At 50.3% G+C, this 26553-nt stretch carries 25 protein-coding genes, 2 pseudogenes and 1 riboswitch; of the genes and pseudogenes, 9 read left to right on the top strand and 18 right to left on the bottom strand.

What is annotated here, in order from left to right:
* Positions 1-99 precede the first annotated feature (99 nt).
* Positions 100-888, bottom strand: a complete 789-nt coding sequence (locus EVJ33_RS10800; protein WP_131437024.1) for a MazG nucleotide pyrophosphohydrolase domain-containing protein — start codon at positions 886-888, stop codon at positions 100-102.
* Between the two features lie 85 nt (positions 889-973).
* Between EVJ33_RS10800 and ytvI the strand changes: the two genes are divergently transcribed.
* Positions 974-2101 (top strand): sporulation integral membrane protein YtvI, encoded by a 1128-nt coding sequence (gene ytvI, locus EVJ33_RS10795; RefSeq protein ID WP_131437022.1) that lies wholly within the window; start codon positions 974-976, stop codon positions 2099-2101.
* Between the two features lie 4 nt (positions 2102-2105).
* On the opposite strand, the gene EVJ33_RS10790 is transcribed toward ytvI, so the two are convergent.
* From EVJ33_RS10790 to EVJ33_RS10785, 3 genes are read right to left on the bottom strand one after another with little or no spacing between them, the layout of a single operon-like run.
* On the bottom strand, positions 2106-2765 hold the full coding sequence (locus EVJ33_RS10790; RefSeq protein WP_131437020.1) for a DUF429 domain-containing protein: 660 nt from the start codon (positions 2763-2765) through the stop codon (positions 2106-2108).
* Positions 2746-2904, bottom strand: coding sequence for a hypothetical protein (locus tag EVJ33_RS15445; RefSeq protein ID WP_161566932.1), 159 nt, complete (start codon positions 2902-2904; stop codon positions 2746-2748). Before EVJ33_RS15445 ends, EVJ33_RS10790 begins: the two co-directional genes overlap by 20 nt.
* Positions 2901-4343, bottom strand: a complete 1443-nt coding sequence (locus EVJ33_RS10785; RefSeq protein ID WP_131437018.1) for a leucyl aminopeptidase — start codon at positions 4341-4343, stop codon at positions 2901-2903. Before EVJ33_RS10785 ends, EVJ33_RS15445 begins: the two co-directional genes overlap by 4 nt.
* Positions 4344-4672: 329 nt before the next feature.
* Between EVJ33_RS10785 and ptsP the strand changes: the two genes are divergently transcribed.
* On the top strand, positions 4673-6391 hold the full coding sequence (gene ptsP, locus EVJ33_RS10780) for a phosphoenolpyruvate--protein phosphotransferase (protein WP_131437016.1): 1719 nt from the start codon (positions 4673-4675) through the stop codon (positions 6389-6391).
* 135 nt (positions 6392-6526) lie between these two features.
* Here the strand turns inward: ptsP and ptsG (EVJ33_RS10775) are convergent.
* The 5 genes and pseudogenes from ptsG (EVJ33_RS10775) to EVJ33_RS10755 all read right to left on the bottom strand — a co-directional run.
* Positions 6527-8464: pseudogene (gene ptsG, locus EVJ33_RS10775) on the bottom strand (glucose-specific PTS transporter subunit IIBC); the annotation flags it as partial.
* A gap of 140 nt (positions 8465-8604) precedes the next feature.
* Positions 8605-10104: pseudogene (gene ptsG / locus EVJ33_RS10770) on the bottom strand (glucose-specific PTS transporter subunit IIBC); the annotation flags it as partial.
* Positions 10105-10321: 217 nt separating this feature from the next.
* Complete coding sequence (gene glcT, locus EVJ33_RS10765) at positions 10322-11167, bottom strand: glucose PTS transporter transcription antiterminator GlcT (protein WP_131437010.1); 846 nt, start codon at positions 11165-11167, stop codon at positions 10322-10324.
* A gap of 106 nt (positions 11168-11273) precedes the next feature.
* Positions 11274-11591 (bottom strand): YuiB family protein, encoded by a 318-nt coding sequence (locus tag EVJ33_RS10760; RefSeq protein ID WP_021065526.1) that lies wholly within the window; start codon positions 11589-11591, stop codon positions 11274-11276.
* Between the two features lie 125 nt (positions 11592-11716).
* Entirely contained in the window at positions 11717-12928 is a 1212-nt protein-coding gene (locus EVJ33_RS10755; protein WP_131437008.1) for an NAD(P)/FAD-dependent oxidoreductase, read from the bottom strand.
* A gap of 266 nt (positions 12929-13194) precedes the next feature.
* On the opposite strand from EVJ33_RS10755, the gene EVJ33_RS10750 reads away from it, so the two are divergent.
* A complete protein-coding gene (locus EVJ33_RS10750) occupies positions 13195-14172 on the top strand; it encodes an NAD(P)/FAD-dependent oxidoreductase (RefSeq protein WP_034778371.1) in 978 nt (325 codons plus the stop codon).
* A gap of 33 nt (positions 14173-14205) precedes the next feature.
* Here EVJ33_RS10750 and EVJ33_RS10745 read toward each other — a convergent pair whose 3' ends face one another.
* A complete protein-coding gene (locus tag EVJ33_RS10745; RefSeq protein ID WP_131437006.1) occupies positions 14206-15060 on the bottom strand; it encodes an NAD-dependent epimerase/dehydratase family protein in 855 nt (284 codons plus the stop codon).
* A gap of 128 nt (positions 15061-15188) precedes the next feature.
* On the opposite strand from EVJ33_RS10745, the gene EVJ33_RS10740 reads away from it, so the two are divergent.
* Positions 15189-15431 (top strand): hypothetical protein, encoded by a 243-nt coding sequence (locus tag EVJ33_RS10740; RefSeq protein ID WP_131437004.1) that lies wholly within the window; start codon positions 15189-15191, stop codon positions 15429-15431.
* Positions 15432-15472: 41 nt separating this feature from the next.
* Here the strand turns inward: EVJ33_RS10740 and EVJ33_RS10735 are convergent, their stop codons facing one another.
* Complete coding sequence (locus EVJ33_RS10735) at positions 15473-15829, bottom strand: HesB/IscA family protein (protein ID WP_131437003.1); 357 nt, start codon at positions 15827-15829, stop codon at positions 15473-15475.
* A 97-nt stretch (positions 15830-15926) separates the two neighbouring features.
* Positions 15927-16068, top strand: a riboswitch (FMN riboswitch).
* 159 nt (positions 16069-16227) lie between these two features.
* Between EVJ33_RS10735 and EVJ33_RS10730 the strand changes: the two genes are divergently transcribed.
* Positions 16228-16815 carry an ECF transporter S component gene (locus EVJ33_RS10730; protein WP_029595118.1) on the top strand — a complete coding sequence of 196 codons (588 nt, stop codon included), beginning with the start codon at positions 16228-16230 and terminating at the stop codon, positions 16813-16815.
* Positions 16816-16838: 23 nt separating this feature from the next.
* Here EVJ33_RS10730 and EVJ33_RS10725 read toward each other — a convergent pair whose 3' ends face one another.
* From EVJ33_RS10725 to EVJ33_RS10715, 3 genes are all read right to left on the bottom strand, one after another.
* Complete coding sequence (locus EVJ33_RS10725; protein WP_131437001.1) at positions 16839-17387, bottom strand: 2'-5' RNA ligase family protein; 549 nt, start codon at positions 17385-17387, stop codon at positions 16839-16841.
* 63 nt (positions 17388-17450) lie between these two features.
* On the bottom strand, positions 17451-18662 hold the full coding sequence (locus EVJ33_RS10720) for a NupC/NupG family nucleoside CNT transporter (RefSeq protein ID WP_131436999.1): 1212 nt from the start codon (positions 18660-18662) through the stop codon (positions 17451-17453).
* Between the two features lie 210 nt (positions 18663-18872).
* The gene (locus EVJ33_RS10715) at positions 18873-19109 is read right to left on the bottom strand and encodes a YuzB family protein (protein WP_021065517.1); all 237 of its coding nucleotides are present in this window, start codon (positions 19107-19109) and stop codon (positions 18873-18875) included.
* A gap of 97 nt (positions 19110-19206) precedes the next feature.
* Between EVJ33_RS10715 and EVJ33_RS10710 the strand changes: the two genes are divergently transcribed.
* A complete protein-coding gene (locus EVJ33_RS10710; RefSeq protein ID WP_131436998.1) occupies positions 19207-20262 on the top strand; it encodes an NAD(P)/FAD-dependent oxidoreductase in 1056 nt (351 codons plus the stop codon).
* Between the two features lie 49 nt (positions 20263-20311).
* On the opposite strand, the gene EVJ33_RS10705 is transcribed toward EVJ33_RS10710, so the two are convergent.
* Complete coding sequence (locus tag EVJ33_RS10705; RefSeq protein ID WP_131436997.1) at positions 20312-21598, bottom strand: globin-coupled sensor protein; 1287 nt, start codon at positions 21596-21598, stop codon at positions 20312-20314.
* A gap of 295 nt (positions 21599-21893) precedes the next feature.
* Between EVJ33_RS10705 and EVJ33_RS10700 the strand changes: the two genes are divergently transcribed.
* Positions 21894-23324: a S8 family peptidase gene (locus tag EVJ33_RS10700; protein WP_131436995.1), complete on the top strand. Its 1431-nt coding sequence runs from the start codon at positions 21894-21896 to the stop codon at positions 23322-23324.
* Positions 23325-23362: 38 nt separating this feature from the next.
* Here EVJ33_RS10700 and EVJ33_RS10695 read toward each other — a convergent pair whose 3' ends face one another.
* Entirely contained in the window at positions 23363-23656 is a 294-nt protein-coding gene (locus EVJ33_RS10695) for a DUF1462 family protein (protein WP_131436993.1), read from the bottom strand.
* 96 nt (positions 23657-23752) lie between these two features.
* Here EVJ33_RS10695 and EVJ33_RS10690 point away from each other — a divergent pair, with 96 nt between their 5' ends.
* The gene (locus EVJ33_RS10690) at positions 23753-24010 is read left to right on the top strand and encodes a NifU family protein (RefSeq protein ID WP_228617585.1); all 258 of its coding nucleotides are present in this window, start codon (positions 23753-23755) and stop codon (positions 24008-24010) included.
* Between the two features lie 35 nt (positions 24011-24045).
* Here EVJ33_RS10690 and EVJ33_RS10685 read toward each other — a convergent pair whose 3' ends face one another.
* Together EVJ33_RS10685 and EVJ33_RS10680 are read right to left on the bottom strand one after the other, a co-directional pair.
* Positions 24046-24816: a TIGR01457 family HAD-type hydrolase gene (locus EVJ33_RS10685; RefSeq protein WP_131436991.1), complete on the bottom strand. Its 771-nt coding sequence runs from the start codon at positions 24814-24816 to the stop codon at positions 24046-24048.
* Between the two features lie 4 nt (positions 24817-24820).
* Positions 24821-25264 (bottom strand): DUF86 domain-containing protein, encoded by a 444-nt coding sequence (locus tag EVJ33_RS10680; protein WP_131436989.1) that lies wholly within the window; start codon positions 25262-25264, stop codon positions 24821-24823.
* A 159-nt stretch (positions 25265-25423) separates the two neighbouring features.
* On the opposite strand from EVJ33_RS10680, the gene glpX reads away from it, so the two are divergent.
* Positions 25424-26407, top strand: a complete 984-nt coding sequence (gene glpX / locus EVJ33_RS10675; protein WP_131436987.1) for a class II fructose-bisphosphatase — start codon at positions 25424-25426, stop codon at positions 26405-26407.
* Positions 26408-26553 lie beyond the last annotated feature (146 nt).

Here is a 26553-nt window from a genome sequence, read left to right as displayed (position 1 = left end):
TTGCGACTGACAACACCTTCATAGTAGCATATTGTTTTTATTAAAAAAGTAAATATTTTAAAAAATGATGAATGCTTTTTACAAAAAAGGGGAATGATTTTACCTTTGTTTTCGCACAACCCAAAACGTATCGACACCATGCTGCTCAATCTCGACAGTAAAATGGGCCGGAAGTTGCAAGTCCGTCTCGGCTGAGCGTCCAATGTGGAAGGCCGGCTTAGGTTGTCGAATGACAAACCCATCGAGTCCCTCGACTTCGGCGATTTTTAAAAAACGAGTCAAGTGCCCTTCCCGTTCTCTATATCGGCTCACTGCTTCGAAAGGTTTAGCCTCGATTCCACCCCAGTACCGCCCGTCCATGTACATAAGGTACGTGCGAACCGATTCTTCCGTAATCGGGTCCGGGGTATGGTCAAAGCGTCCAAAGTCTCGGGACGACTTGTCTTCAATCAGCGAGAAGATTTCCGCGAACAGGTCAAATCCGTTCATGTCGGCAAGCTCTATTGTTGCGCGTTGGACGGCTTCGATATGTCGTTGCAACGAGCCGGGCGTCGCGGACGCCTTCAACTTTTTATCTCCTTCGTAGGCGTTTAAGATGCGCCCGACTTCCCCCGCTTCGCGCACGAGCCGATAGTAAACCCGGTCCTCTCTCGCCTCGCTTTGGGCTGCCGTTTGATTCGTGAGGGTAATGGCATATTGGTTTGCCAGACATGTCGATATGACGAAGACGTCCATCAGTTCTTCTCGCAGGGCCACTCGATCGTTCGCATAGAGCGCCCCTCCGACTTCGCCCACTTCTTCCAACAGCCGGGCCAACCCCGACAGTGGCCGCCAATAACCGCCTAAATGAATGATCATCCGATCGATTCGCCGTTGTAATTCCTTCATGTTCCATCACCTATCCATCCTCTATATTTACCAGTCACGTGGTATACTATGCTCAATCCAATCGTTAGGAAAGGGGCTATGTGTTGTGTCGCCAGCCAGACTGTGGCAGTTACTTCGTTTCCTGCTCGTCATTATCGGGCTCGTCTTCGTTATTTGGGGACTGAGCGTCCTCTTTACGTATACGTATCCTTTCGTGTTCGCTTTCTTGTTATCCTTGTTGACGGTCCCGCTCGTCAATTGGTTCGAGCGTCAGACCAAATTACCCCGGGCTCTCGGGACGTTAGCATCCTTATTGATCGTCATGAGTGTCGTCAGCGGTGTGATTGCTATCGTCGTGACTCAACTCATTCGTTACTTGACGATTGCCGCCGAGAAACTCCCCGCCCAAATCGAGACGTTCACCGAATACATACAGCGCATGTTCAACGAGAAAATCGCTCCGTTCGTCAACGATGCGTATGACAGTGTCCAGCGGCTCAATCCGGGTCAGACGAACTCGCTCGAAGGTGGAATTACCGAGATTGGCGTCCAACTTGGGGCTGCGATCGGCGTTTTGTCGCGAGGAATCGCCGGGTTGTTGCAAGACATTCTCAGTGCCTTACCGCTCGTCTTACTCTTATTCATCGTCATCGTACTCGCCTGGTTCTTCATCACGAAAGATTGGAACGTCTACATGCGTTCCATTGCGCGTTTGAACGAACGAAAAGGTTTCAAGGAATTCGAACTCGTCATGACCAATTTGCGCTCGGCGCTGTTCGGCTACGTCCGGGCCCAGTTGACGCTCATCTCCATCACGTTCGGGATCGTTCTGATCGGGATGCTGATTCTACGGGTCGACAACCCGTTCTCATTCGCTCTGCTAGCGGCCATCTTCGACTTGTTGCCGTACCTCGGCGTCGGAACGTTGCTATTGCCATGGGCCGCTTATGCTGCCGTGAACGGTGACTGGTTTCTCGCCATCGGGCTCATCATCTTATATGTCGTCGTCATCGTCCAACGTAACTTGGCCGAGCCGAAAATCGTTGGGTCCCATATCGGGCTCGATCCGCTCGCCGCCCTCATCTCGATTTTTGTAGGGTTACAACTGTTCGGGGTGCTCGGCTTCATCTTAGGACCAGTCTTGGCCGTGTTGCTCAAGGCACTCTATAACGCCCAAGTGTTTCATTATATGTGGAGATTCGTCCTCGGGCCGACGACACCAAAAGAGCGATGACGCGTCATCGCTCTTTTGTCTTCGGTACCGCCACGAACGGCACACCTTCAGTTTGGTCCGGATGCGTCTCCATCCCTGTCGTTCCTGCCTCATAAGCAGCAACGGCCAACATACACGCGTCGATAATATCATCGACTTGTACGTTCGACATCTTCCACTTCCAAGGCGAGCTTTTCGAATAGCGACGCAACAACTCGATCCGTTCGAGCTCTCCCGCTTCGGTCTTCTTGCTGAAACGCGCCTCGTTCCCCGTCATGACAGCGAAGCACACTTCCGGATGCGACTCATAGACGTCCGCCTCCGTGACCGTTTGAAACTCACGAATCCGTGGCACGAGATTCCACGCTTGTTTACTGATCCCTTTTCCGACCAGTTCACGACTCTTCGCGTTCGCCTCGGCATAAGACGCTTCCATGAGCACGTCTTGAATCGGCGGTGTGAAAACGGACGACTTCCGCTCTTTTAGTCTTGACCGCATCCACGCGTCACATGTCCGATCCGGCTTGTCGATCGACCCTAAGTCTTTCGGCATATCGACAAAATGCACAGCACCTTCAATAAATAAATCTTCCAACTTCTCTGAGATGGTCAAACAGAGCGAGATGCTATCGTACGTGATTCGTACCCAGCCCCCGCGCGCGCCATCAATTCCTACTCCGACCACGGCGTCCCTCCTGCATCAAAAACAATACTCCGAGTACCGCGCAAAAGACGGTCACCCCTAACAACCAACGGCTTGGCCAAGCCGTGTATCCGAGACCGGAGACGACGGCCAAACCCATCAATACAAATCCAATTTTCAACGTTTCCATCCTTCAAGCATCGAGGCGAGTGTGCGCACCATGACGCCAGTCGGTCCTTTTGGTCCGAGGTCATTCGCCGCCGAGCGTTCGCTCGTGCCTGCAATGTCAAGATGGAGCCAAGGCGTGTCCCCGACGAACTCACCGACGAACGCACCGCCGAAAATCATATGGCCGTAACGGCCCGGTGAGTTGTTTAAGTCGGCGACTTCCGACTTACGTACTTGGTTGATGAAGACATCGAAGTATGGCATCTGCCAGACGAGTTCGTTCGTGTCACGGCTCGCAGCTTCTAAGGCGCCGTAGAGCGACGCATCGTTCGTCAGGCAACCCGTCACCTCCGTACCGAGTGCGACGAGTACACCACCCGTGAGCGTGGCCACATCGATAATCGCTTGTGGTTCATACGTCTTGGCAAAGGTGACGGCGTCAGCGAGGACGAGACGACCTTCTGCGTCGGTATTGAGCACTTCAATCGTCTTCCCGTTCATCGCCGTGATGACATCGTCCGGCTTGAATGCGTCCCCCGAGATCATGTTGTCCGTCGATGGGATGACACCGAGAACGTTCACGTTCGGTTTCGTCGTCGCAAGCGTCTCGAATAGACCGAGCACGGTCGCTGCACCACCCATATCCCCTTTCATACCAACGATGCCGTCTTTCGGTTTGATCGAGTAACCGCCCGTATCAAACGTGATGCCTTTCCCGACGACGGCGACGGGCGCTGCATCACCTGCACCGTGGTATTCGAGGACAATCAATTTTGGCGGGATGGTCGACCCTTGATTGACGGCGAGCAGTGCCCCCATCCCGAGCGCCTCCATCTCTTCCTTCTCCAAGATGCGATGGCTGAATCCATGACGTTCAGCCAATTCGACGGCATAGTCCGCAAGTGTTTCCGAAGTCAAAATATTGGCCGGCATCATCGTGAGCGACCGTGCGACATTGACACCGCGTCCGTAAGCGGCACCGGCTAGCGCCTCGTCTTTTGCATCAGCCCCGAGCAACGTAATCGTCACGTCCGGTTTCGCCGGTTTCGGCTCAGATTTGTATGTAGGATGCTCATACGTCGCCATCTCATATGCTTCAGCAAACAGTTTCGCCGTGTTCGGTCCGAACGTGTCGAGCGCGACCGCGACGTCCGTGAAAGCGCGAGCCTTGATTTGCTTAGCGACTTTGCCGAACCAATTCCGCACGTTTTCAACTGTGTTCTCATTCCGTTGCCCGAGACCAACGAATAGGATCCGTTTGACCGTTCCTTCAAACGTCGGGACGATGGAGACTTCACCCGTTTTCGTCGAAATATCCGCCGATTGAATCAATGCTTTGACACGTCCATTGAATAATGAATCGAGACCTTCCTCAATCGTGTCGGCAGCGCCGATTCCAACGACGATCGTGTCGTATGAACCGTTCCAATCTAAGTCTTTCACTTGATACATGTTTGCCACTTCCCTTCTTTATATATGGTTAGCATAACGAACTTCAGCGAAATAATGAAACAGTATGCGTAAGAGTCATGAATTCTTCGAATTCAGGCGTTAACTCCTCGTTGTGACGATGATTTATTTTATGATAGGATAAGAAAGTACGCAATCAGGCATCCCTCCCTGTTGAGGCGAGGCCATTTTGTTCGGTCGAGGCTTCCCCTAGTAGTAGACCGTTGCTACTTTAATCTTCCATGTTTTCGTTAGTTCCTTTTTCATTTCGGGTAAGAACTAACGAGATAACGTTGGAAACCACTATTTCTTTGAAGAGAGGGACTACGCTTATGTCACACATTAAAGGTATTGGCGCATCTGCAGGAATCGCAGTTGCGAAAGCATTCGTCATGGAGACACCTTCATTTGACATCCCGACAAACAAAATCGAGGACGTAGCAGCTGAGAAGGCCCGTTTCCAAGCGGCAATCGCTCAGTCGAAAACAGAACTCGAAGAAATCCGTCAGATCACGCTTCGTGAACTCGGTGAAGACAAGGCAGAAATTTTCTCGGCCCACTTGCTCATCGTCGAGGATCCTGAGATTGTCTCACAAGTGAACGACAAAATTGAAAGCGAACACATGAACGCTGCGAAGGCGCTCGATGAAGTCGCTCAAACAATGGTCATGATCTTTGAATCGATGGATAACGAGTACATGCGTGAACGCGCTGCCGACGTTCGTGACGTCACGAAACGCGTCATGGCGCATATCCTCGGTGTCACATTCATGACACCAGCTTCGATTTCTGAAGAAGTCATCATCATCGCTGAAGATTTGACACCGTCTGACACGGCACAACTCAACCGTAAATACGTCAAAGGATTCGCGACAAACATCGGTGGACGTACGTCTCACTCAGCCATCATGTCGCGCTCGCTTGAAATCCCGGCTGTCGTCGGAACAAAAGTAGCGCTCGAAGAAATCAAGAACGGCGACCTCGTCGTCATCGACGGTACAGAAGGTGACGTCTTCGTCAACCCATCTGAAGAACTCGTCAATGAATACATCGAAAAACGCGCTGCATTCGAAGCGTATAAAGAAGAGTTGAAACAACTCGTCAACGAAGAGTCGATCACAGCTGACGGCCATAAAGTCAAACTTGCGGCCAACATCGGCACACCGAACGACCTCGAAGGCGTGTTGAAAAACGGCGCTGACGCCATCGGACTTTACCGGACCGAGTTCCTCTACATGGACTCAGAAACGTTCCCGACGGAAGAAGAGCAATATACAGCCTATAAAGCAGTCATCGAAGGTATGGACGGCAAACAAGTCGTCATCCGTACGCTCGATATCGGTGGAGATAAAGAATTGTCTTACCTCGACCTTCCGAAAGAAATGAACCCGTTTCTCGGCTATCGCGCAATTCGCCTTTGCCTAGAAGAGACGGACTTGTTCCGCACACAGCTTCGCGCTCTTCTCCGTGCCTCAGCGCACGGTGACCTTGCCATCATGTTCCCAATGATCGCGACACTTGAAGAGTTCCGCGCGGCAAAAGCGCTCCTTCTCGAAGAAGAAGCGAAGTTGAAAGCAGAAGGCATCGCTGTCGGTAACTACGAGACAGGGATGATGGTCGAAATCCCTTCGACTGCCGTCATGGCGAAACAATTCGCGAAAGAAGTCGACTTCTTCTCGGTCGGCACGAACGACTTGATTCAATACACGATGGCAGCGGACCGCATGAACGAAAAAGTCTCGTACTTGTACCAACCGTTCAACCCGGCTATCTTGAACCTTCTCCACAACGTCATCACAGAAGCACACAAAGCTGGCAAATGGGTCGGTATGTGTGGCGAGATGGCTGGAGAAGAGCTCGCCATCCCGATCCTGCTCGGACTTGGTCTTGACGAGTTCTCGATGTCAGCTTCAAGCGTCCTGCGCGCACGTAGCCTCGTGAAGCGTTTGACGAAGTCAGAAACAGAAGCAATCGTCAATGACGTCCTCAACATGGACACAGCTGAAGAAGTCGTGAACTTCCTCAGTGAAAAATTCGATATTAAGAAGTAACAAAAAAGAAGTTCTCGCAGTTGCGAGAGCTTCTTTTTTCGTTTATTCGGCTCCTTTGTCATCCGTTCTAAAATCGAGCGCTTCACCAGCGACGACCGTCTCTCCGAATGGGACAACGACGATCTTGCCGTCTCCGTTCGTCCAAATGATCGGTGTGATGAGCGATGGAACTTTGTCACGAATCAAGTTGAGGTCGACATCGAGTAAGACGTCACCGGCTTCAACGCGGTCGCCTTCTTTCACTTTGGCGACGAAGCCTTCCCCTTTCAGATTGACCGTGTCGAGACCAACGTGGATCAGGATTTCACGCCCGTCGTCCGCGAGTAGACCGATTGCGTGTTTCGTCGGGAAGAACGTGGTGATGTGTCCTGTGACCGGCGATACGACTTGCCCCGCACTCGGTTCGATGGCGAATCCTTCACCCATCATGCGGCCCGAGAACACTTGATCCGGGACGTCATCGAGTGACAAGATGACACCTGACATCGGGGCAAGGAAACGATGATCGGCGTGTTCGGCCGATTCCGGCGTGATGACGGCTTTTTCTTTCGGTTTATATTCGCCACCTTCAATGATGGAAGCGATTTGAGATTTGAGCGTATCGGATTTCGGCCCGAAGATGGCTTGAATGTTATCTCCGACTTCAAGCACTCCGGCCGCCCCGAGATCTTTGAGCAAGTCTTTATCGACTTGCTTCACATCGTTCACGGTGACGCGAAGACGCGTGATACAAGCATCGAGGTGTTTGATGTTATCCGGTCCGCCGAGACCGACGAGAACTTCATACGGCAGATCGTCCCCGACGACAGCCCGTGCGCCTTTACCTTCGGCGACGACATCACGTCCCGGAACTTTCAAGTCGAACTTCGTAATGGCGAAGCGGAACCCGAAGTAATAGACGACCGCGAAGACGAGACCGACTGGGATGACGAGCCACCAGGCTGTCCGGTTCGGTAACACCCCGAACAACAGATAGTCGATGAGTCCACCAGAGAACGTCATCCCGATTTTAACGTTGAGCAAGTGCATGGTCATAAAGGATAATCCAGCGAACACGGCATGAATACCAAAGAGAAGAGGTGCGACGAAGACGAATGAGAACTCAACTGGTTCAGTGATCCCAGTCAAGAATGAAGTGAGAGCTGCGGAGAAGTATAGTCCTTCGACGTCTTTGCGACGTTCTTTCGGGACCGTGTGGAACATGGCGAGACAGGCGGCAGGCAATCCGAACATCATGAACGGGAATTTCCCGGTCATATATGTCCCAGCCGTAAACTCGACGCCATCACGCAATTGGGCGAAGAAAATCCGTTGGTCCCCTTGGACGAGATCTCCCGCCTGGTTCGTATATTCCCCGAACTGGAACCAAAACGGAGAGTACCAGATGTGGTGCAGACCAAACGGAATCAAAGAACGTTCGACCAAACCGAAGACGAATGCAGAGACGGCGACGTTCGCTTCAATGATCGTGCTCGAGAACGTGTTGATGGCCGTTCCGATCGGCGGCCAAATGTAGGCGAGCGCAATCCCGATCACCAAGCTGAATGCGGCGGTCGCGATTGGCACGAACCGCTTCCCAGCAAAGAACCCTAAGAAATCCGGCAACTTGATGTTGAAGTACTTGTTGTACGCGAAAGCGGCAATGAGACCTGCGATAATACCCCCGAATACTCCCATTTGGAGCGTCGGGATTCCGAGTACCGATGCATAGGCTGGGTCTCCCTGGGCGATTTCCGCGGTAATACCGTTCCACGTGCTGATGACTTTGTTCATAATCAAATAACCAACGATAGCTGCTAACCCGGCAACACCATCCCCGTTGGCTAGCCCGATGGCGACACCGACGGCGAACAACAGACCTAGATTGGCGAACACGATATCCCCGGCATCTGTCATAACTTGCCAAATGAGGACAAGTGAATCGTTTGCCAAGAAAGGAAAAATCGAAACGAGATCAGGGTTTTGGAACGCAGTACCAAACGCGAGTAATAGACCGGCTGCCGGTAAAATCGCAACCGGAAGCATGAGTGCCTTCCCAATTCGTTGCAACACACCAAACACTTTCTTCCACATCATGGTTCCCTCCTTCTGTCAGAATACTTACTTTTCCCCATCTGATACCACACTGAAACCGTTTCCCCCATACAAAAAAAGCCAACCCGTAATGGATTGGCTTATAGCTTCATTCAGTTAGCTTTCTTTTCGTTACCTGAAGCGATGACCGCTTGCATTTCTGATTTCAATGCATCCGAACGCGGTCCGAAGATGGCTTGAATGTTGTTACCAACTTCAAGGACACCAGCTGCCCCGAGACGTTTCAACTCTTCTTTGTTAACTTGGTTCTTATCTTTTACTTCGACGCGGAGACGTGTGATACATGCGTCAAGGTGTTTGATGTTTTGTGAACCACCGAAACCAACGAGGATATCTTGTGCAAGTTCCGAACCTGTAGCAGTTGATTGCTCAACGACTTCATCTTCACGGCCCGGTGTTTTCAAGTTGAACTTACGGATAACGAAGCGGAATCCGAAGTAGTAAACGACTGCGAACACGAGACCGACTGGAATGACGAGCCACCAGTCTGTACGGTTAGGAAGTACACCGAAGAGAAGGTAGTCGATCAAACCGCCCGAGAACGTCATCCCGATTTTGACGTTCAAGATGTGCATGACCATGAATGAAAGGCCAGCGAAGACTGCGTGTACTGCGAACAAGAGTGGAGCAACGAACAAGAATGAGAACTCGATCGGCTCAGTAATACCAGTCAAGAACGATGTAAGTGCTGCCGAAGCCAAGAGACCACCGACGACTGCTTTACGTTCAGGACGTGCTTCGTGGTACATTGCGAGTGCTGCTGCTGGAAGACCGAACATCATGAACGGGTACTTACCAGTCATGAACGTACCGGCTGTCAACTCAGCGCCATCACGAATTTGTGCGAAGAAGATGGCTTGGTCACCACGAACGATGTTACCCGCTGCATCCGTGTACGAGCCGAACTCGAACCAGAATGGTGAGTAGAAGATGTGGTGAAGACCGAATGGAATCAATGAACGTTCGATCAAACCGAAGATGAATGCCGCGAACGTGCGGTTTTCAGTCAACATGAAGTTTGAGAACGTGTTCAATCCGTGCTGAACTGGTGGCCAGATGAGAAGCATGACGAAACCAGCAACGACAGCTGCAACTGCCGTGACGATTGGAACGAAACGCTTACCAGCAAAGAAGCCAAGGAATTGCGGCAACTCGATGTTGAAGTACTTATTATAGGCCCAGGCGGCAATCAGACCCATAATGATACCCCCGAATACCCCAGTTTGGAGTGTTGGAATCCCGAGTACTGATGCGTAAGCCGGGTCACCTTGTGCGATGACTTCAGGTGTGAGTTCGAGCCAAACACCCATTACTTTGTTCATGATGAGGAATCCGACGATAGCTGCAAGTCCGGCAACGCCGTCCCCTGCTAAACCGATCGCGACACCGACTGCGAATAAGAGTGCTAAGTTCGAGAAGATAATGCCACCCGCTTGCTCCATGAGCTGAGCGAATTTCACAACGCCTTCGTTCGTTAACCAACCAGCGCGTGATGTAAGGGCCGGGTTTTGCATTGCGTTACCGAATGCAAGAAGAAGACCGGCTGCCGGCAAGATCGCAACAGGAAGCATAAGTGCTTTACCGACTTTTTGAAGAACACCAAAGATCTGCTTAAACATGATAAATCCTCCTTTTTGTGATTGTTTCGTGCGGAAAGACGACTGTAGATGTCAGACAACCGACGTATCTAAACGTTTTCATAATAAACGTTTATAAAAACAGAAACAGGCATGAATAAGGTATAGAACGTAGACCTCTCCTAATGGAGACATCGTTGCGTTCCACTCCTTACTCATGCCTGATCGAATCAGTAACACGTAAGATACGTGGTATCAGTTATCTACTTGTTAGGCGCTGGAGATGCATCGTCAAATATGTCGCTTCACCTCGCGGGACCGGACGCTTTAATTCGCGTTCCATGATGCCCATCAGCTCCCAAGCAGTACTATAGCATAGCGGATATTCTTCGCGCAATACCTTTTCAATTTTTTGTGGGGCCTCCACCATCTCACCCGTCGCAACCCGCTCAACGGCGTACCTTAAGTGCCGAAGTAAGCGCTTATAATCGAGTGAACTTCGGTCCATTTTGACGTTCAAACGACTCTCAATTGCTTGTACGATTTGGCCAATGATTTGGTTGTGCCGATTGACCTCGAGTACGTTTTTGAACGTCGTCGCCGAATGGATATGGAGCGCGATGAAACCAATCTCCGCGTCCGGCAACAGGACGTCGAGTCGCTCGTGAATCATATCGACAATCCGTTCAGCCAAAGCGTACTCGTTCGGATAGAGCGATTCAGTTTCAAGTAAGAACGGATTCGTCACTTCCATCCCTTGTTCGATCCGCTTCATTGTGAAAAACAAGTGATCGGTCAAACCAATGTGGATATGTTGATCGACTTTTTTGCCCGTGTTGTTCTCGATAAAGCCGACAATCTCTTGCATGAAGGCAATGAAGTCCTCATCGACATGTTTGACGAGTTCACGATATTGCGATTGTTCTTCCTTATCCGTCAGTTGATACACTTTCTCCGGGACACTGGCTGGGTCGACGAGATCGCCCGCTTTCTTGCCGAAGCCAATCCCCTTCCCGAGTAGAATGACTTCCGGTTCCGGATCATGTTGGCAAATGACAACGCTATTATTCAACACTTTCTTGATCGTATACATCGGTAATGTCATTCTCATCGCATCCCTTACTAATTAAATCGTTATCTTATCTAGTATATCGGTTCGCCCTCTAAAAAAGTAGGCGGAAAACAAAAAAAGACGAACATTTCTGTCGTCTTTAAAACATTGAGTAACCGCTCTTTCGCAAATAGCGAATCGTGACGCCGGCCAATATCGCACCGAGCAACCCGAAACCGAGCATGAACACATCCAAAAACTGAAGTCCGAGCACCCGTTCGTAGACGTTGGCGAGCGCGGTCGATGTTTCTGTGATGTAACTCGAGAGCTTGACGTTATCAATCATCATAATGACGAAAATCGGATAGATGAACACAAGTGTCCATGTTTTTTTAAGTAGCATGTTCAAAATGAAGCCGATGCTGAAGAAGATGACCAAATAAAGAATCGCCCCAATGACAGCCTGGATGATATGCATGCGATTGCCCCCCTTTTCCCGTTGTCTATTATACCGAATCGTCCTCTCTTAGGTCAAAGGTGAACCATAAGGCGTCATCAAAAAAAGTAGCCCGTTCGGATGAGCGGGCTACTTGGTCATATTGCTTAGAATTTACCTTTTTTGAGGACGAGACCGTACTTCTTCAATTCGATGAAGTGTTTGTTGTCGATCACTTTCTTCATGAATGAAGCGTTGCGACCGAAGATCTTTTTGCCCATGACGATGCCGATACCGTCGTTGTGGCCAAGTGATGCGACTGTACCTTTGCTCTCATACGCGAATTTCGAAGTCGATTTCCCGTTGATGAGCGCCGCGATGTTTTTCGCCACATTGTGCGCTTGTTGTGTCGCGATTTGGGCAGTCGGCGGGTACGGACGGTTTGAGACCGGGTCCATGACAGCCGAGCAGTCACCGATGATGAAGACGTTGTCGTGACCAGGGGCACGGTTGTCCGCCTCGACCATGACACGGTTACGGACCGCTTCGAAGCCAGACTTCTCGATGATTGGGCTACCGCTCACGCCACCTGTCCAAAGGATTGTGTTCGCTGCGATCGTTTCCGTCGTGTCGCCTTGAAGCGGACCGAACGTGACGACACCTGGTTCCACGCCTTTGATGCCGTTACCGAGTTTCATCTCGACGCCGTTACGCTCGAGCCACTTCTGTGCGTACGTCGTGAGTTCTGGATCGAAACCAGGAAGAACGGTCGGAGCCGCTTCGATGTTCACGATACGAACCGCTTCGCGTGGTACGTCATACTGTTTGCAAAGTTCAGGCACACGGTTGACGAGTTCGCCGAGGAATTCAATTCCTGTGAAACCTGCGCCACCGACGACGATTGTCACGTACGAGCGGTCAGCTGAACCGTTCGTTTTATATTGAGCGAACGAGTATTCGATATGTTCTTTAATTTTACGGACGCTGTTCAATGAACTGATTGTCATCGCGTTCTCTTTAAGGCCAGGGATACCGAATGTTTCTGGTACGCCACCGAGTGCGAATACGACATAATCATATTCAACTGCTGAACCGTCTACGAGCAAGACTTGTTTTGCCGTAGTATCGACGCGATCGACGATCCCTTTGACAAATTTCACACGTGATGGGTTCACGACGTCGTTGATATAGATACGAGCTTGCTCCGGTTTCATCGTTCCGGCCGCTGGTTCATGGAGCCACGTCGTCTGGTAATGGTAATCATGCTTGTTGATGAGCGTGATGTTCGCGTCGCCAGCTGAGAGCGTCTTCTGGAGGTTCACCGCTGTGATGAGTCCGCCGAAACCTGCGCCAAGAATAACAATGTTAGGTCGTTTCATGTTCATTTCCACCTTGTTTTGATAGTTTTGTTTTCTTGAACACGTATGTTGTGTGTTTTTTCACATGCGTGTTCACAATAAAGCCTAAACCTTGTTCAACCAATGTTCACAATTGCTTCTCGTCCATTGTACGCTCTTTATTTTGTTTTCTCAATGGAAAAGCATATCTTCTTGAATTTTTTTTGAAAGTATAGGATGTTTGTACAGAATGGATTTAATTCATAATTGTCACTATAATGGATGTATACGTTTTGAGGAGGAATTCGATGAAATCGACGAAAGATGTGATCATCATCGGTGGCGGCCCGGTCGGACTGTTCACCGCATTTTATGCAGGTATGCGCCAACTCGATACGGCGTTGATTGAGAGTTTGCCACAACTTGGCGGACAATTGTCGACACTGTATCCAGAAAAATATATTTACGACATCGCCGGCTTCCCGAAAGTGAAAGCCCAAGATTTGATTGACCAATTGAAAGCCCAAGCCGATCAGTTCGAACAAGACTATCGCCTCGGGGAAACAGTTGAAACGGTCGAGCGTCTCGAAGACGGCACGTTCCAGATTACAACGAATAAAGATGAGTACCATACGAAAGCGATCATCATCACGGCTGGGAACGGGGCATTCGCCGCACGACCACTCGGTCTCGATGGTTGTGAAGACTATGCGAATCTTCATTACTTCGTCGATAACATGGAGAAATTCCGTGATCGTCGCGTCATGATCGCCGGCGGCGGTGACTCGGCTGTTGACTGGGCACTCATGCTCGAAGGAATTGCGAAGGAAGTCCATATCGTTCACCGCCGTGACCGCTTCCGTGCACACGAGCATACGGTCGAACAGATGAAGGCATCGACAATCAACGTCTGGACGCCATATAACATCGAATCCCTTTCAGGTGAGACACACATCGAGTCGGTCGAGTTGACGGACAAGGATGGCGAATCGAAATTCGTCGAAATCGATGACCTCATCTGTAACTACGGTTTCGTTTCGTCGCTTGGCCCAATCAAGAACTGGGGCATGGAGTTCGAGAAGAACACGATCCGTGTCGACTCGCGCATGGAGACGACGGTCGCCGGCATCTTCGCCTGCGGTGACATCGCCACGTACGAAGGAAAAGTAAAATTGATTGCGACAGGCTTCGGTGAAGCACCAATCGCCATCAACCAAGTGAAGCAGCTCGTCGACCCGACAGCACGCCACCCGCAACATTCAACTTCGGTATTTGCCGGGAAATAAAAGATGTGGCCCTCATCACGATGAGGGCCATTTTCATTTGCGGATTGTCTGAACGATGACCCGGTCGAGCCAATCATCGAGTTGGGTAAAGACGAAGCCGGCCTTTTTCGCCTCGGCAATCGACATATAATAGTCGACGTCCGTATCGTACGGTGATGACTCGCCGTCCTTGATGATTTGGACCGGTTTATTCAAATGATGGCCGATCCGTTCCATGAGCGCACCGAGTGAGATGACTCCTTCACTCGCCGCATTGAACGGTCCGGTCACGTTCGCCCGACCGACCCATTCCAAAAAGGCCGCTGCTTCAAAACTTGAGATAAAACCCATCTTCGCTTCCGGATGATGGAGGACGACCGGCTCTTCCCGACGGACGGCGTCGATATAAAACTTGAGACGATCTGTATAGTCGTCCGGACCGACTACAATCGGCAAGCGAACCGTTGCGACCGGGAACGACGCTCGATGGAAGAAGTAGGACTCGGCCTCTCGCTTCCCTTGTCCATAGTCATGTTCGGATTCGAGATGATAGTCGTGGTGGAGCGGATTAAAATCACTTTCTTTCAAATCGGCACCTGGTGCATAGACGGACATCGTCGACGTGAGTACATATTTACCGACTTGATCCATGAAAGCGTCCGAGGCGATTTTCGCTTGATACGGGTTAAAGCAAATATTGTCATAGACGAGGTCATAATGGTCGCGCGACAAGTCTTTCATCGTCGCCACCGACTGCCGGTCCCCTTTGATTGAACGGATCCCTTCCGCCTCGGGCACTTGCAGTTGTCCGCGCGTCACAATCGTCACCTCGTCGCCAGCCTCCGCCAACCGAAGTGCCAACCGCTTTCCAAAGTAGCGTGAGCCACCGAAAATCAATACTTTTCTCATCGTCCCTACCCCTCCCACATAAAAATGACATCTCTTTTCATTTTCCCTTGCGTCCTCTCGACTAATCTTCCACATCCTTGAATATTTTTGTTATTCTTATATATATAGAAAAGAAAGAGGCGAAGCCCATGCATCAACTTATGTTAGAAAAAGGATGGACGTGTGAGTTACCGAAGCAATACGCCATCTATCAAAGTTTATCGGACTTCAGCCGTTACTCGGTCCTTGACCAAGAGGAAGAGAGCGTCTGTTCGTTCCAAATCACGACCGACACATGCAAAATCACGGCGTTCCGCCCTTGGCAACATCACATCGAATTGGATGCGACGTCAAAAGTGATTCGCTTGATTTTGATGGAAGAAACTGATTGAATCAAAAAAAAGGCCAATCGTCCATACGATCGGCCTTTCGTTTAGCAATCTCCCGGTGTCCCGGCGTTCGACGCCGTTCGGAAACTCGAACCGCAACCGCACGTGGCGATGGCGTTCGGGTTCTTAATCGTGAAGCCCCCTCCGAGCATCGACTGCTTATAGTCAATCTCGAGACCGTCGACGACCCCATGATCGGCTTCGGCGACGATAACCCGGACACCGTAGTGGTCAAACTGAACGTCCTTGTCTGTTTTATCTTCATCAAACCCCATCCCGTACGATAGACCGGTACATCCCCCACCTTGGACCTTGATGCGCAAGTACTGATTGTCGGGGTGTTCGGTTTGTTTCATCATATCGATGACTTGTAATGCAGCTGACTCTGTCAAATGAATCATCTGAACTCCTCCTTCATTATCTTAACTTCAAGTCAACTGACTTGAGATTTTGTGAAATATCTTGTATAACTAAACTGTAACAAAAAAAATTAAATCGTTCCATCTTCGGGGCAGGGTGAAATTCCCGACCGGCGGTATTGAAGACATGATCTTCTCAGCCCGTGAGCGAGCAAGGCGTTGCTTGCTGATTTCGTGAGATTCGAAAGCCGACAGTAAAGTCTGGATGGGAGAAGATGGCGGCATCCGACCGATATCCGGATGTTTTCTTTGGTATGGTTTAAACACCGATGAGAACATCTATTTCGTATGCGCGTAAACTCTCCCGATTGTTTCATACAATCGGGTTTTTCTATGCGACGGGTGCCATTCATCAAGGAGCGACAAAAGGAGAGATTTTGATGAAAACAACGCGCAACAAACGATTGACAACACTGGTGACGCTATCGATGCTCGGGGCCATTTCTTTTGTCCTCATGCTCTTTAACTTCCCACTGCCATTCCTACCACCATTCCTAAAAGTGGACTTTAGTGACATTCCCGCGCTCGTCGCCGGGATCGTGTTCTCCCCACTCGCAGGCGTTGTGGTCGTCGCTCTAAAAAACGTCCTCTACTATGTCTTTAACGGTGGCGGCGTTCCGGTCGGTGAAGTCGCAAACTTCTTTGCAGGCGTCGCCTTCATGTATCCGGTCGCATGGTTCTACCATAAACGTAAAACGAATAAAGCGCTCGCTTCAGGCCTCGTGGCCGGTACGATCACGATGGCGCTCAGCTTGGCGATTTTGAACTATTTGCTCATCTTACCAGCCTACGCGTTCTTCTTCGGCATGACCGAGATGGCGCAACCGGCAGTCAAAACGGACCTTGTCCTCTACGGTATCTTGCCGTTCAACTTCATTAAGGCTTTGTTGATCAGCGCCTTGTTCGTCCCACTCTTCCTCAAACTGAAGCCGTGGATCGAACGTCAGCGCATGCAACTTCAAGCGTAAACGAAAAGCACCTGGACACCAGTCTAGGTGCTTTTTTCGGATAAAGATACCGAATGAACAACACGCACGTCACTCGGCGTTACAAGTTCGATTAACGCCACCTCTACAACTTTTCCAGACAACGGTTTTACAGTGTCCGTACAATATTCAAAAGCATCTTTCATCTCTTTTTTAGACAACCTGTTTGCCAGCGTGCAATGCGGAATCCATGACTCCGGCAAATATAGGGACTCAACGTTATCGTTAAACGACCCAAATACACGGTGATGCTCTGAATGGAGGCCCCTCAATCCGGATGAAATTGTAGGTGAAAGAAACAACGCCCCCGATTGAATAAACGTGCCTACCGTGCTAAACGTTAGATGGACAACCTCTTTCGATTGATAGTGGGTGTCCAGAAGTCCGATATACGCCTCGACATCTAAACGGTTATAACTCGCTAACGTGATGTGCGGTTGTCGATCCGAAACTTCAAATGCATAAGAAGTAATCCCTTCTCGTTTTAAGCCTTCCCATACCTCTCTAATTCGTTTCTCTGTTTGTTCATCAAAAAGCGCGATCATTCCATACATTTTAGTCCTCCCACAAAAAAAGAGTGACCACCGAAGTGATCACTCTGAGTATAACGCGTTTGATTAGAGAAGAAGACCAGCAAGTGTCGCTGACATCAAGTTGGCAAGCGTACCTGCGAGAATCGCAAGGACACCCATACGTGCGATGTCGTTACGACGGTTCGGCGCCATACCACCAAGACCACCGAGAAGGATAGCGAGTGATGAGATGTTGGCGAATCCACAGAGCGCGAACGCGATCATTGCTTCTGTACGAGCAGACAATTCACCAGAACCGATGATTGGTGCAAACTCAGAGAAGGCAACAAATTCGTTCAAGACGAGTTTTTGACCGAGGAAGCTACCGAACTGAACAGCATCAGCCCACGGTACACCGATAACGAACGCGAGTGGTGCGAACACGTAACCGAGAATCAATTGGAGTGAAAGGCCGTCGAAACCGAACAAGCCGCCAATCCCACCAAGAATCAAGTTAACGAGTGCAATCAATGATACGAAAGCAAGAAGCATTGCACCGACGTTCAATGCAAGGAAGAGACCGTCAGATGCACCGCGAGCGGCCGCATCAACAAAGTTCGCTGCTTTGTTCTCTTCATCTTCAGCGATTTCGATATCGTCATCCGGCACATCTGTTTCCGGGACGATGATTTTCGCGAACATCAAACCAGCAGGTGCAGCCATGAAGCTCGCTGCGAGCAAGTACTCGAGTGGTACACCAAGAGCAGCGTATCCAGCAAGTACTGAACCGGCAACCGACGCGAGACCACCGACCATAACGGCGAAGAGCTCCGATTGTGTCATCGTCGGAAGGTAAGGCTTGATGACAAGCGGCGCTTCCGTCTGACCGACGAAAATGTTTGCTGTCGCTGAAAGTGACTCTTTACGTGATGTGCCGAGTGCTTTCGCTAGCGCCGTACCGAGGATCCGGATGACCCATTGCATGACACCGATGTAGTAAAGGAAAGCGATTAAAGAAGACATAAAGATGATAATCGGTAACACTTGGAACGCGAAGACGAAGTTGTCTCCGCCGACGGCTGTACCGAAGACGAATCCGATTCCGGCGTTCGCCGTGTTCAAGACGTTTTGGACGCCTCCTGAGATAAATTCCAACGCGCTACGTCCTGCTGATGTGAAGAGGACGAGGAATGCGAACGTAAACTGTACCGCGAAAGCGGCAAGAACGGTACGCCATTTGATGGCTTTACGGTTGGTCGAGAAGATGTAAGCGATTCCAATTAGTGCCAAAATACCAACCACGCTCATGATATTCATTGGTGTTGTGCTCCTTTCATATTGGGGAAACCTGATATTGTGATATACCCGAATCGAGATGTGTCCTACCGTTTGAAACGCTTTCTTTTTATGTTGTTAAACGTCAGACAACCTACATTCGAACCTCTTTGAATATAACAGACCCTTTTTAAAAATGCAACGGGTCAAAACAGGCAAAATAAAAAAAGTTTGAAGTTGCTTCAAACTTTTTCACCAAGCCATTTCTTCAATTTTTTCATATACATTCGTCACGAGTTGCTCTGGCGTATCTCCCGTCACGACTTCGCCGTCGACGAGGCAAAACAAGTCGAGTGAACAGACTCCACAGTAGCCCGTACAGCCATATTCAACGACATCGAGGTCTGGATCGGACTCTAACTTTGCCCGGGCGATTTGCGAGCCCATCGCTAAATTCGAGGCACAGAACTCAATGATTGGATTCATCATATCATTCACCCTTTCCCTTTCCTTCAAAGCAGGAAAATGGTTCTTCTACGGCGTATTATAACATGATACAGTTGAAGTGTAACAAAGGGGGATTTTTATGCGCAAATTAGTCGTCTTGGGAGGCGGTTACGGGGGTATGCGTGTAATCGAACGCGTCCTCGGCCATCAGCTGAAGGACGTATCGATCACACTCATCGACCGTCTACCTTACCATGGGTTAAAAACAGAGTATTATGCACTTGCGGCGGGAACCGTGTCGGATCGTGACATCCGCATCGATTTTCCAGAAGAGGTCGATTACATATACGGCCAAGTCACCGATATCGATGCGGGAGACAAAATGGTCCTGCTCGCGAGCGGGGAAAAAGTACCGTATGACGACCTCGTCATCGGTCTCGGTTGCGAGGACAAGTATCACAATGTGCCCGGTGCCGCTGAGTTCACGTACAGCATTCAAACGTTAGAAGAATCACGAAAGACCCAGCAAGCGATCAACGGCCTGTCTCCTGGATCGGTCGTCTCCATCGTTGGTGCCGGCCTGTCAGGCGTCGAGCTCGCCAGCGAACTGCGTGAGAGTCGTCCCGACTTGACAGTCCGTTTATTCGACCGCGGCCCGTCCGTTTTATCATTCCTTTCCAATCGTGTCTCGATGTATGTCCAGTCGTGGTTTGAGGAACATGGCGTCGAGGTCATCAACAACTCGAACATCGTTCGGGTCGACGCCGATGGGTTGTGGAACCATGAGCAGCACTTCGCTTCCGACTTGACGGTATGGACGGCCGGGATTCAACCGGTCGCTGTCGTCCGCAACCAAGGTTGGGAGCTCGACGGAGGTGGACGTGTCAAATTGACGCCGCACCATTACGTCCCGGAACAACCCGATATTTTCGTGGTCGGTGACAACGCCAGCCTGCCGTATGCACCTTCCGGGCAACTCGCGGAAGCGCAGGCCGAACAGATTGTCCAAGTGTTGCTCTGTAAATGGAAAGGCGTCAGTTATCCGGATTTACCGGACATCAAACTACGTGGCACGCTCGGCTCGCTCGGGAAGAAAGCCGGTTTCGGCGTCTTCATGGGGAAACAGTCACTTACCGGCAAAGTCGCTCGACTGCTCAAATCCGGAATTCTTTGGAAACATAAAGTCATCAAATAATCAGTGAATGAAAAAACGGAGCTAAAGGTGCTCCGTTTTTTCATTATCTTTAAAATCGTTGTGCGGTATCCATTAATTGTGTGGATGACGTTGCGATTTGGGCTGTAGCCCGTTTCAAATCAACAACTGCTTCGACAATATCATGAATGTCTTGCACCAATTGTTCCATTTGACCGGTTGCGAGTTCGGAGGAGTCCGATATCTCAATAAAAGCACTAGTGATTTGATTCATCCTTGTCATGGTATTTTGCATTTCACGTTCGGTCCATACAACGCGTTTCGATGTCTCTTCCATTTGTTTCGTCAAACGATTGACCAAATCGCCGACCTGCTCTGCCGATTCTTTAGATTGGTTCGCCAATTGCCGTACTTCGGTCGCTACGACATGAAACCCTTTCCCTTGCTCCCCAGCACGTGCTGCCTCAATCGCAGCGTTCAAACTTAGCATGTTCGTTTGATTCGCAACGCGTTTAACAGAATCCGCAATCATCGTAATCTCTTGCGTCAACGTTTCTAGCTCTTTTATTTTTATGGCAGAAACAGATAAGTCACTCGCAATTGTTTCTAACGAATCTGTTTCACTTAAAAGCGAATCCTTTCCTACTACAGCTGAGTCTCTCATCCCTTTTAATTTAGTCTGAGTGAGCCCGCTCGCCAATTTCATTTCATCCGCCCGTTCATTCATCGCTTGATAGCTTGCCATCACTTGTTCTGTCATGGCTGCTAAATCCTCACTCGCTTGCAGTACCGTCTGACTGACCTCTGACTTGATTACTTCTATATCAGCACGAACTTGCTCTGCTTCCCGATCAAACATGTCTAATACAATTTGCTGTTCAAAATTAAATATTTTCGAGACGGCCATCACTAACTTCAGCTTTGCGTCACCTTCTAAGTTTTCTTGTTGGATCGCCCAAACAATATTATCAAAGATTTTTTGAAACGCAGCGATGTACCACTTCCCTTGCAACCCAATTAAATGGTGACGCTTTGCAATCGTCAATCGCTTTTGAATATACACTTCATCGAGCTGACCTTCGAACATTTCAGCAATGTGATTGGACAATGTCAATTTCAACCGATCCGAAGACGAGTGTTGCTGAATCATTGTACGCATTTCATCAATCTTTTCAAGTTCTTCATAAAAAATATGAACAAGCTTCGGGGTCAGCGCCTGAAGCTCATTGCGGTATGTACGTAAAAGTGCTAAATCCTTTTTTTCAAGTTGAATTAATGTCCGCTGTTGCTCCATATCTCCTGTAAGTCGAATCTGAACATTCGACAGTTCAGATTCCGGGTTCAATGAAGCGGCCAATGATTTCTGCTTTTTAAACATAAAATCCCCCCCTTTATATACATATCGTACCAACTAATGGAATGTTAAGTATGAAACGTCTATAAATTTAGTAGACACAAATACTTTGTCAAAGGTGAAATTATTGTAGAAAATCCGGCCTGTAGTCACATGGTTGAGTATATAGTCTTGTATCGATATCCCCGATTACTTATCACAATTTTCAGATTATTAATTCAATGGACATATTTTACTTATTTTAAAATTTTGTTACTCTATGGGCACGGCCGAACGACCTCGTGTCACCTCGCCTACATAACCCGAAGGAGGAAACAAGTTGAAGAAAATCTGTAGCACTGTCCTCGCCTCATTGCTCGTCTTGTCAACCGTCCCGGAAGCCGCGGAAGCTGCTCCAAACAAATCGAAAGAACGAGTCATCGTCGTCTTCAAAGAATCGGCGAAGAACATCCCGCTCTCGATCGAAGGGATGGAAGTTCGCCAACAGTACAAAAACATTCCGGCTGCAGCGCTTGAAGTACCGAAGGCTGCCTTGAATGGCTTGAAGAACAATCCAAACGTCGCCCACGTAGAAGTCGACCAAACGGTACAAATCGAGAACCAGACTCAAGACTGGGGCATCCCGAAGTTGAAAGCCCCATCGGCTTGGCAGAGTGGCTACACCGGGAAAGGCGTGAAAGTATCGGTCGTCGATACCGGAATCTCGCCGCACCCTGATTTGACGATTTCCGGTGGCGCTTCGTTCAGTACGGTCACGAGCTCTTACGCGGATGACAACGGTCACGGTACGCACGTCGCCGGGATCATCGGTGCCCGCAACAACAGCATCGGAACGGTCGGGATTGCCCATGAGGCGAGCATCTATGCCGTTAAAGCACTCGAAGCCAACGGTAGTGGTAGCCTCTCGAGTATCATCGCCGGGATTGACTGGTCGATCACGAACGATATGGACGTCATCAACTTGAGTCTCGGGACGACAAGCCCATCGACAACGCTCCAACAAGTCGTCGATCGCGCCAATAACGCGGGAATCCTCGTCGTCGCGGCAGCCGGTAACAACGGACGCGCTGACGGTACAGGCGACCTCGTCAACTACCCGGCCCGTTACAGCTCGGCCATCGCCGTCGCGGCGACGGACATCAACAACAACCGCGCCTCATTCTCGGCGACAGGTAGCACGGTCGAAGTCGCAGCACCAGGGGTTGGTATCAACTCGACACTTGCAAATGGCGGCTACGGACAAATGAGTGGGACATCGATGGCGACTCCTTACGTCGCAGGTAACCTCGCCCTCATGAAACAAGCATTCCCGACGTTGTCGAGCGCGCAACTCCGCACGAAACTGTCACAAGACTCAATCGATCTCGGGACGGCTGGCCGTGATACATTGTTCGGGAACGGACTCGTCCAAGCACCGACGTCTGGCAGCACATCGCAGCCGGTCCAAGCGCTCACGACGACGGTATCGACATCGAAATCGACTTACTACGCTGGCGAAGTCGTCTCGATCTCTTCAACAGTCCGGAATTCGAACGGCCAAGCGGTCGCGAACGCCGACGTCCGCGTGACGGTGACACAACCTAACGGCACGACCCTTACAGGGACTGGCAAGACAAGTTCGACTGGTGCGATCACGTTCACGCTCTCGACAAGTTCTTCGTCACAGCGCGGCACGTATCAAGTGAAATCTGATGCGACGCTCTCTGGCTACACGGCAGGTTCGGCAACGTCGTCGTTCCAGCTTCTATAACGCAAAAGAGTCGAACGACAATCGTCGCTCGACTCTTTTCATGCTGTCACCTGTTCAATCGCGGAGTAGACTTTTCGTAACTGGACGACCCCTTCATCCACGACTTCCCCATTCAAGAGGACAAGCGGATAGAACCACTCATCTTGCTTGATCGCTTCGGCGATGTCGTCGTCCGTCGTCTCGAAATCGATGTACTCGAATTCGAACGTCTGGTCCGGATATTTCCGGGCGAGCGCACTTTGCAACCATTCATACGTCTCAATCGAGCTCGGTGCCCCAACGCAGCTCGCACATTGTACCTCGGCCCCGTATACCGTGATTTTCATGTCCATTCCCCCTGTTCTTTCCTATTATACAAAAATCAAGAAGCCGTATCGTCATAAAACGCTCAGCGTTAATGATTGAGAAACAATCTCAAACTTGCTAGAATGAAAGAGAACCAGAAAGGGGTAGATACCATGGAAATGTTTGATCAAGTCCAAGAAGTACTCGATAAATTACGCCCGTTCTTGCTTCGCGACGGCGGTGACGTCGAACTCGTAGATGTAGAAGAAGGCATCGTCAAACTTCGTTTGATGGGTGCATGCGGCAGTTGCCCATCTTCAACCATCACATTGAAAGCCGGGATTGAGCGCGCGCTCATCGAAGAAGTACCTGGCATCGTTGAAGTCGAACAAGTATTCTAATACGAAAAGGGAGACAATCATGTCATCCCTTTTTTTCATGCATGCGTCCATTCGTCCAAGCTCTCGACCATATAGGTCGGGAGTTTTTCTTGTTCCTGAATGAAAGCCGGGCCGTGCACGCCCGAATTGACGTGAAGCGTCCGAATCCCACCGTTGATCCCGAACAAGATATCCGTATGGTAGTTATCCCCGACCATAACGACCTCTTCTTTCGTAAGGCCAATCATCTCGAGCGCGATGTCGACCATGACCGGTTCTGGTTTACCGATAAAGAACGGATCTTTTTCCGTCGTCACCGTCAAGACGGACGTGAGTGCCCCATTCCCCGGTAAAAAGCCACGTTCGGTCGGGATGGCGATATCGCCATTCGTTGAGATGAAACGGGCACCGGCACGGATCGCGAGTGCACCTTTCGCTAATTTTTCGTACGTGATGTGACGGTCGAGCCCCACGACGACGTAGTCCGCCTTCGCCTCTTCCGTCACGTGGAAGCCGCGTTCTTCAAGTGCTAAACGCAAGCCATCTTCGCCGATCATGTAAATCGTCGCGCCCGGCGTCATCTTCTCGATGTACCGGGCTGTCGCCATCGCACTCGTCAAGACGTGTTCAGGCGTTACATGGACCCCCATCGAGACGAGTTTATCCGCTACTTGCTCCGGCGTCATCGACGCATTATTCGTGACGAACAAGTACGGGAAGCCCGTCGCCTCAAGTCGATTTACGAAATCGACAGCGGCTTGAATCGGGGCCGTCCCCGCATACATCGTGCCGTCTAAGTCAAATAAGTATCCTTTAATCGGATTCATCCAATCACTCGCTTTCTGGTAAAAATGCTGATACAGGACCGAGCTCTACTTCTACATAGCGTCGGACCTGCTTTGGGAATGCCTCAAACGTCGCTTGATGACGCTCGACCCACGCGTCAAACCGAGTCGAGTCCGCCGTGACAAACTCGCGCACGTAATGGGCACGCAATCCGACGAGCGCTTTCGCGGCTACCGCTGTCTCGGCGTCGAGCACACGCTCATCGAGCAAAATATCGACGATGTCCTCATAGCTACCCGGGTCGCGCATGATGAAGCCATCAATCATCGAGTTGCCGACGTCAATCACGCCTTCCATCAAGTGGACGGCCAAACGTTGTTTCGCCAGTTCGACCGTGAAGGCGTCCCCTTCTAATTGATCGAATCGATCGAGCATCGTCTCCATATGGGCCAACGTCTCATTAATCTTTTCTCTGTTCACAAAATACATCGGAATCCCCCCCTGCCTCCTATAGTAATCCTTTTTCTCACTCGAGAAAAGAATCTCACCTATTTACATCATTTATCCGATTGTGATACACTAATCCACGGATTAACACTCTAAATAGTATGACACATTAAATAGACATCACGTGGAGGGTACAACACTATGGAACGAGAATTAGCGCTAGAGATTGTACGAGCAACCGAGGCCGCAGCACTCGCCTCATCGAAATGGATCGGTCGTGGTCAAAAGAACGAGGCAGATGACGCAGCGACGTCAGCGATGCGTGAAGTGCTCGGGACAGTCAATATGGACGCCACCGTCGTGATTGGTGAAGGCGAACTCGACGAAGCACCGATGCTCTATATCGGCGAGCGGCTTGGCACGACGTTCGGGCCGGAAGTCGACATCGCGGTCGATCCGCTCGAAGGGACGTCAATCGTCGCCAAAGGGCTCGGAGACGCCATGGTCGTCATCGCCGTTGCCGATAAAGGCGCTCTCCTCCACGCACCAGATATGTATATGGACAAACTCGTCGTCGGACCCAATTTGAAAGGGAAAGTCTCACTCGACGAACCGCTCGAATCGATCATCGAGAAAGCAGCCCTCTATAACGGCAAGCGCATCGAAGAAGTGACCGTCATCATGCAAGACCGTGATCGTCACGAGCACTTGCGTCAAGCAGCGATGAACATGGGTGCTCGCGTCAAGCTGTTCGAAGACGGCGACGTCTCGGCTGGCATCGCGGCAGCCGTCAAATCAAATCCGATTGATATCTTCATCAGCACGGGTGGTGCCCCGGAAGGCGTCATCACGGCGGCGGCCGTCAAGGCGCTCGGAGGCGATATGCAGGCACGCCTTCACCCAATGAACGAAGAAGAGACGGCTCGCGTCATCTCGATGGGCATCGAAGACCCGCTCCAATTGCTCACTCTTGACGACCTCGTCAAGAGTGACGATTGCATCTTTGCAGCGACCGGTGTCACGTCAGGTGAATTGCTCGACGGCGTCAAATTCTTGACGGACGATATCGTCGAAACGACATCGCTCGTCATGCGCTCCAAAACGAAGACGATTCGGAAAGTCGTCGCCGAACACACGTTGTCACTCAAGCCATACCTCCAAAAACAAGAAGTCAACGCATCATAAAAACCTCCGCTCTCGATGAGAGGGCACTGAAAAACCTCCGCTCTATCCGAGCGTGGACAGAAAAAAGAGCGATTGGACCGACTCAAGTCGGGACGATCGCTCTTTTTCCTTGCCCTCATCCTGTATTTTCTTTTCGAAGGACGATG

The sequence above is a fragment of the Exiguobacterium sp. SL-10 genome, from assembly GCF_004337025.1.
Lineage (GTDB): Bacteria > Bacillota > Bacilli > Exiguobacteriales > Exiguobacteriaceae > Exiguobacterium.
This window is presented reverse-complemented; position numbering and strand designations above follow the sequence as displayed.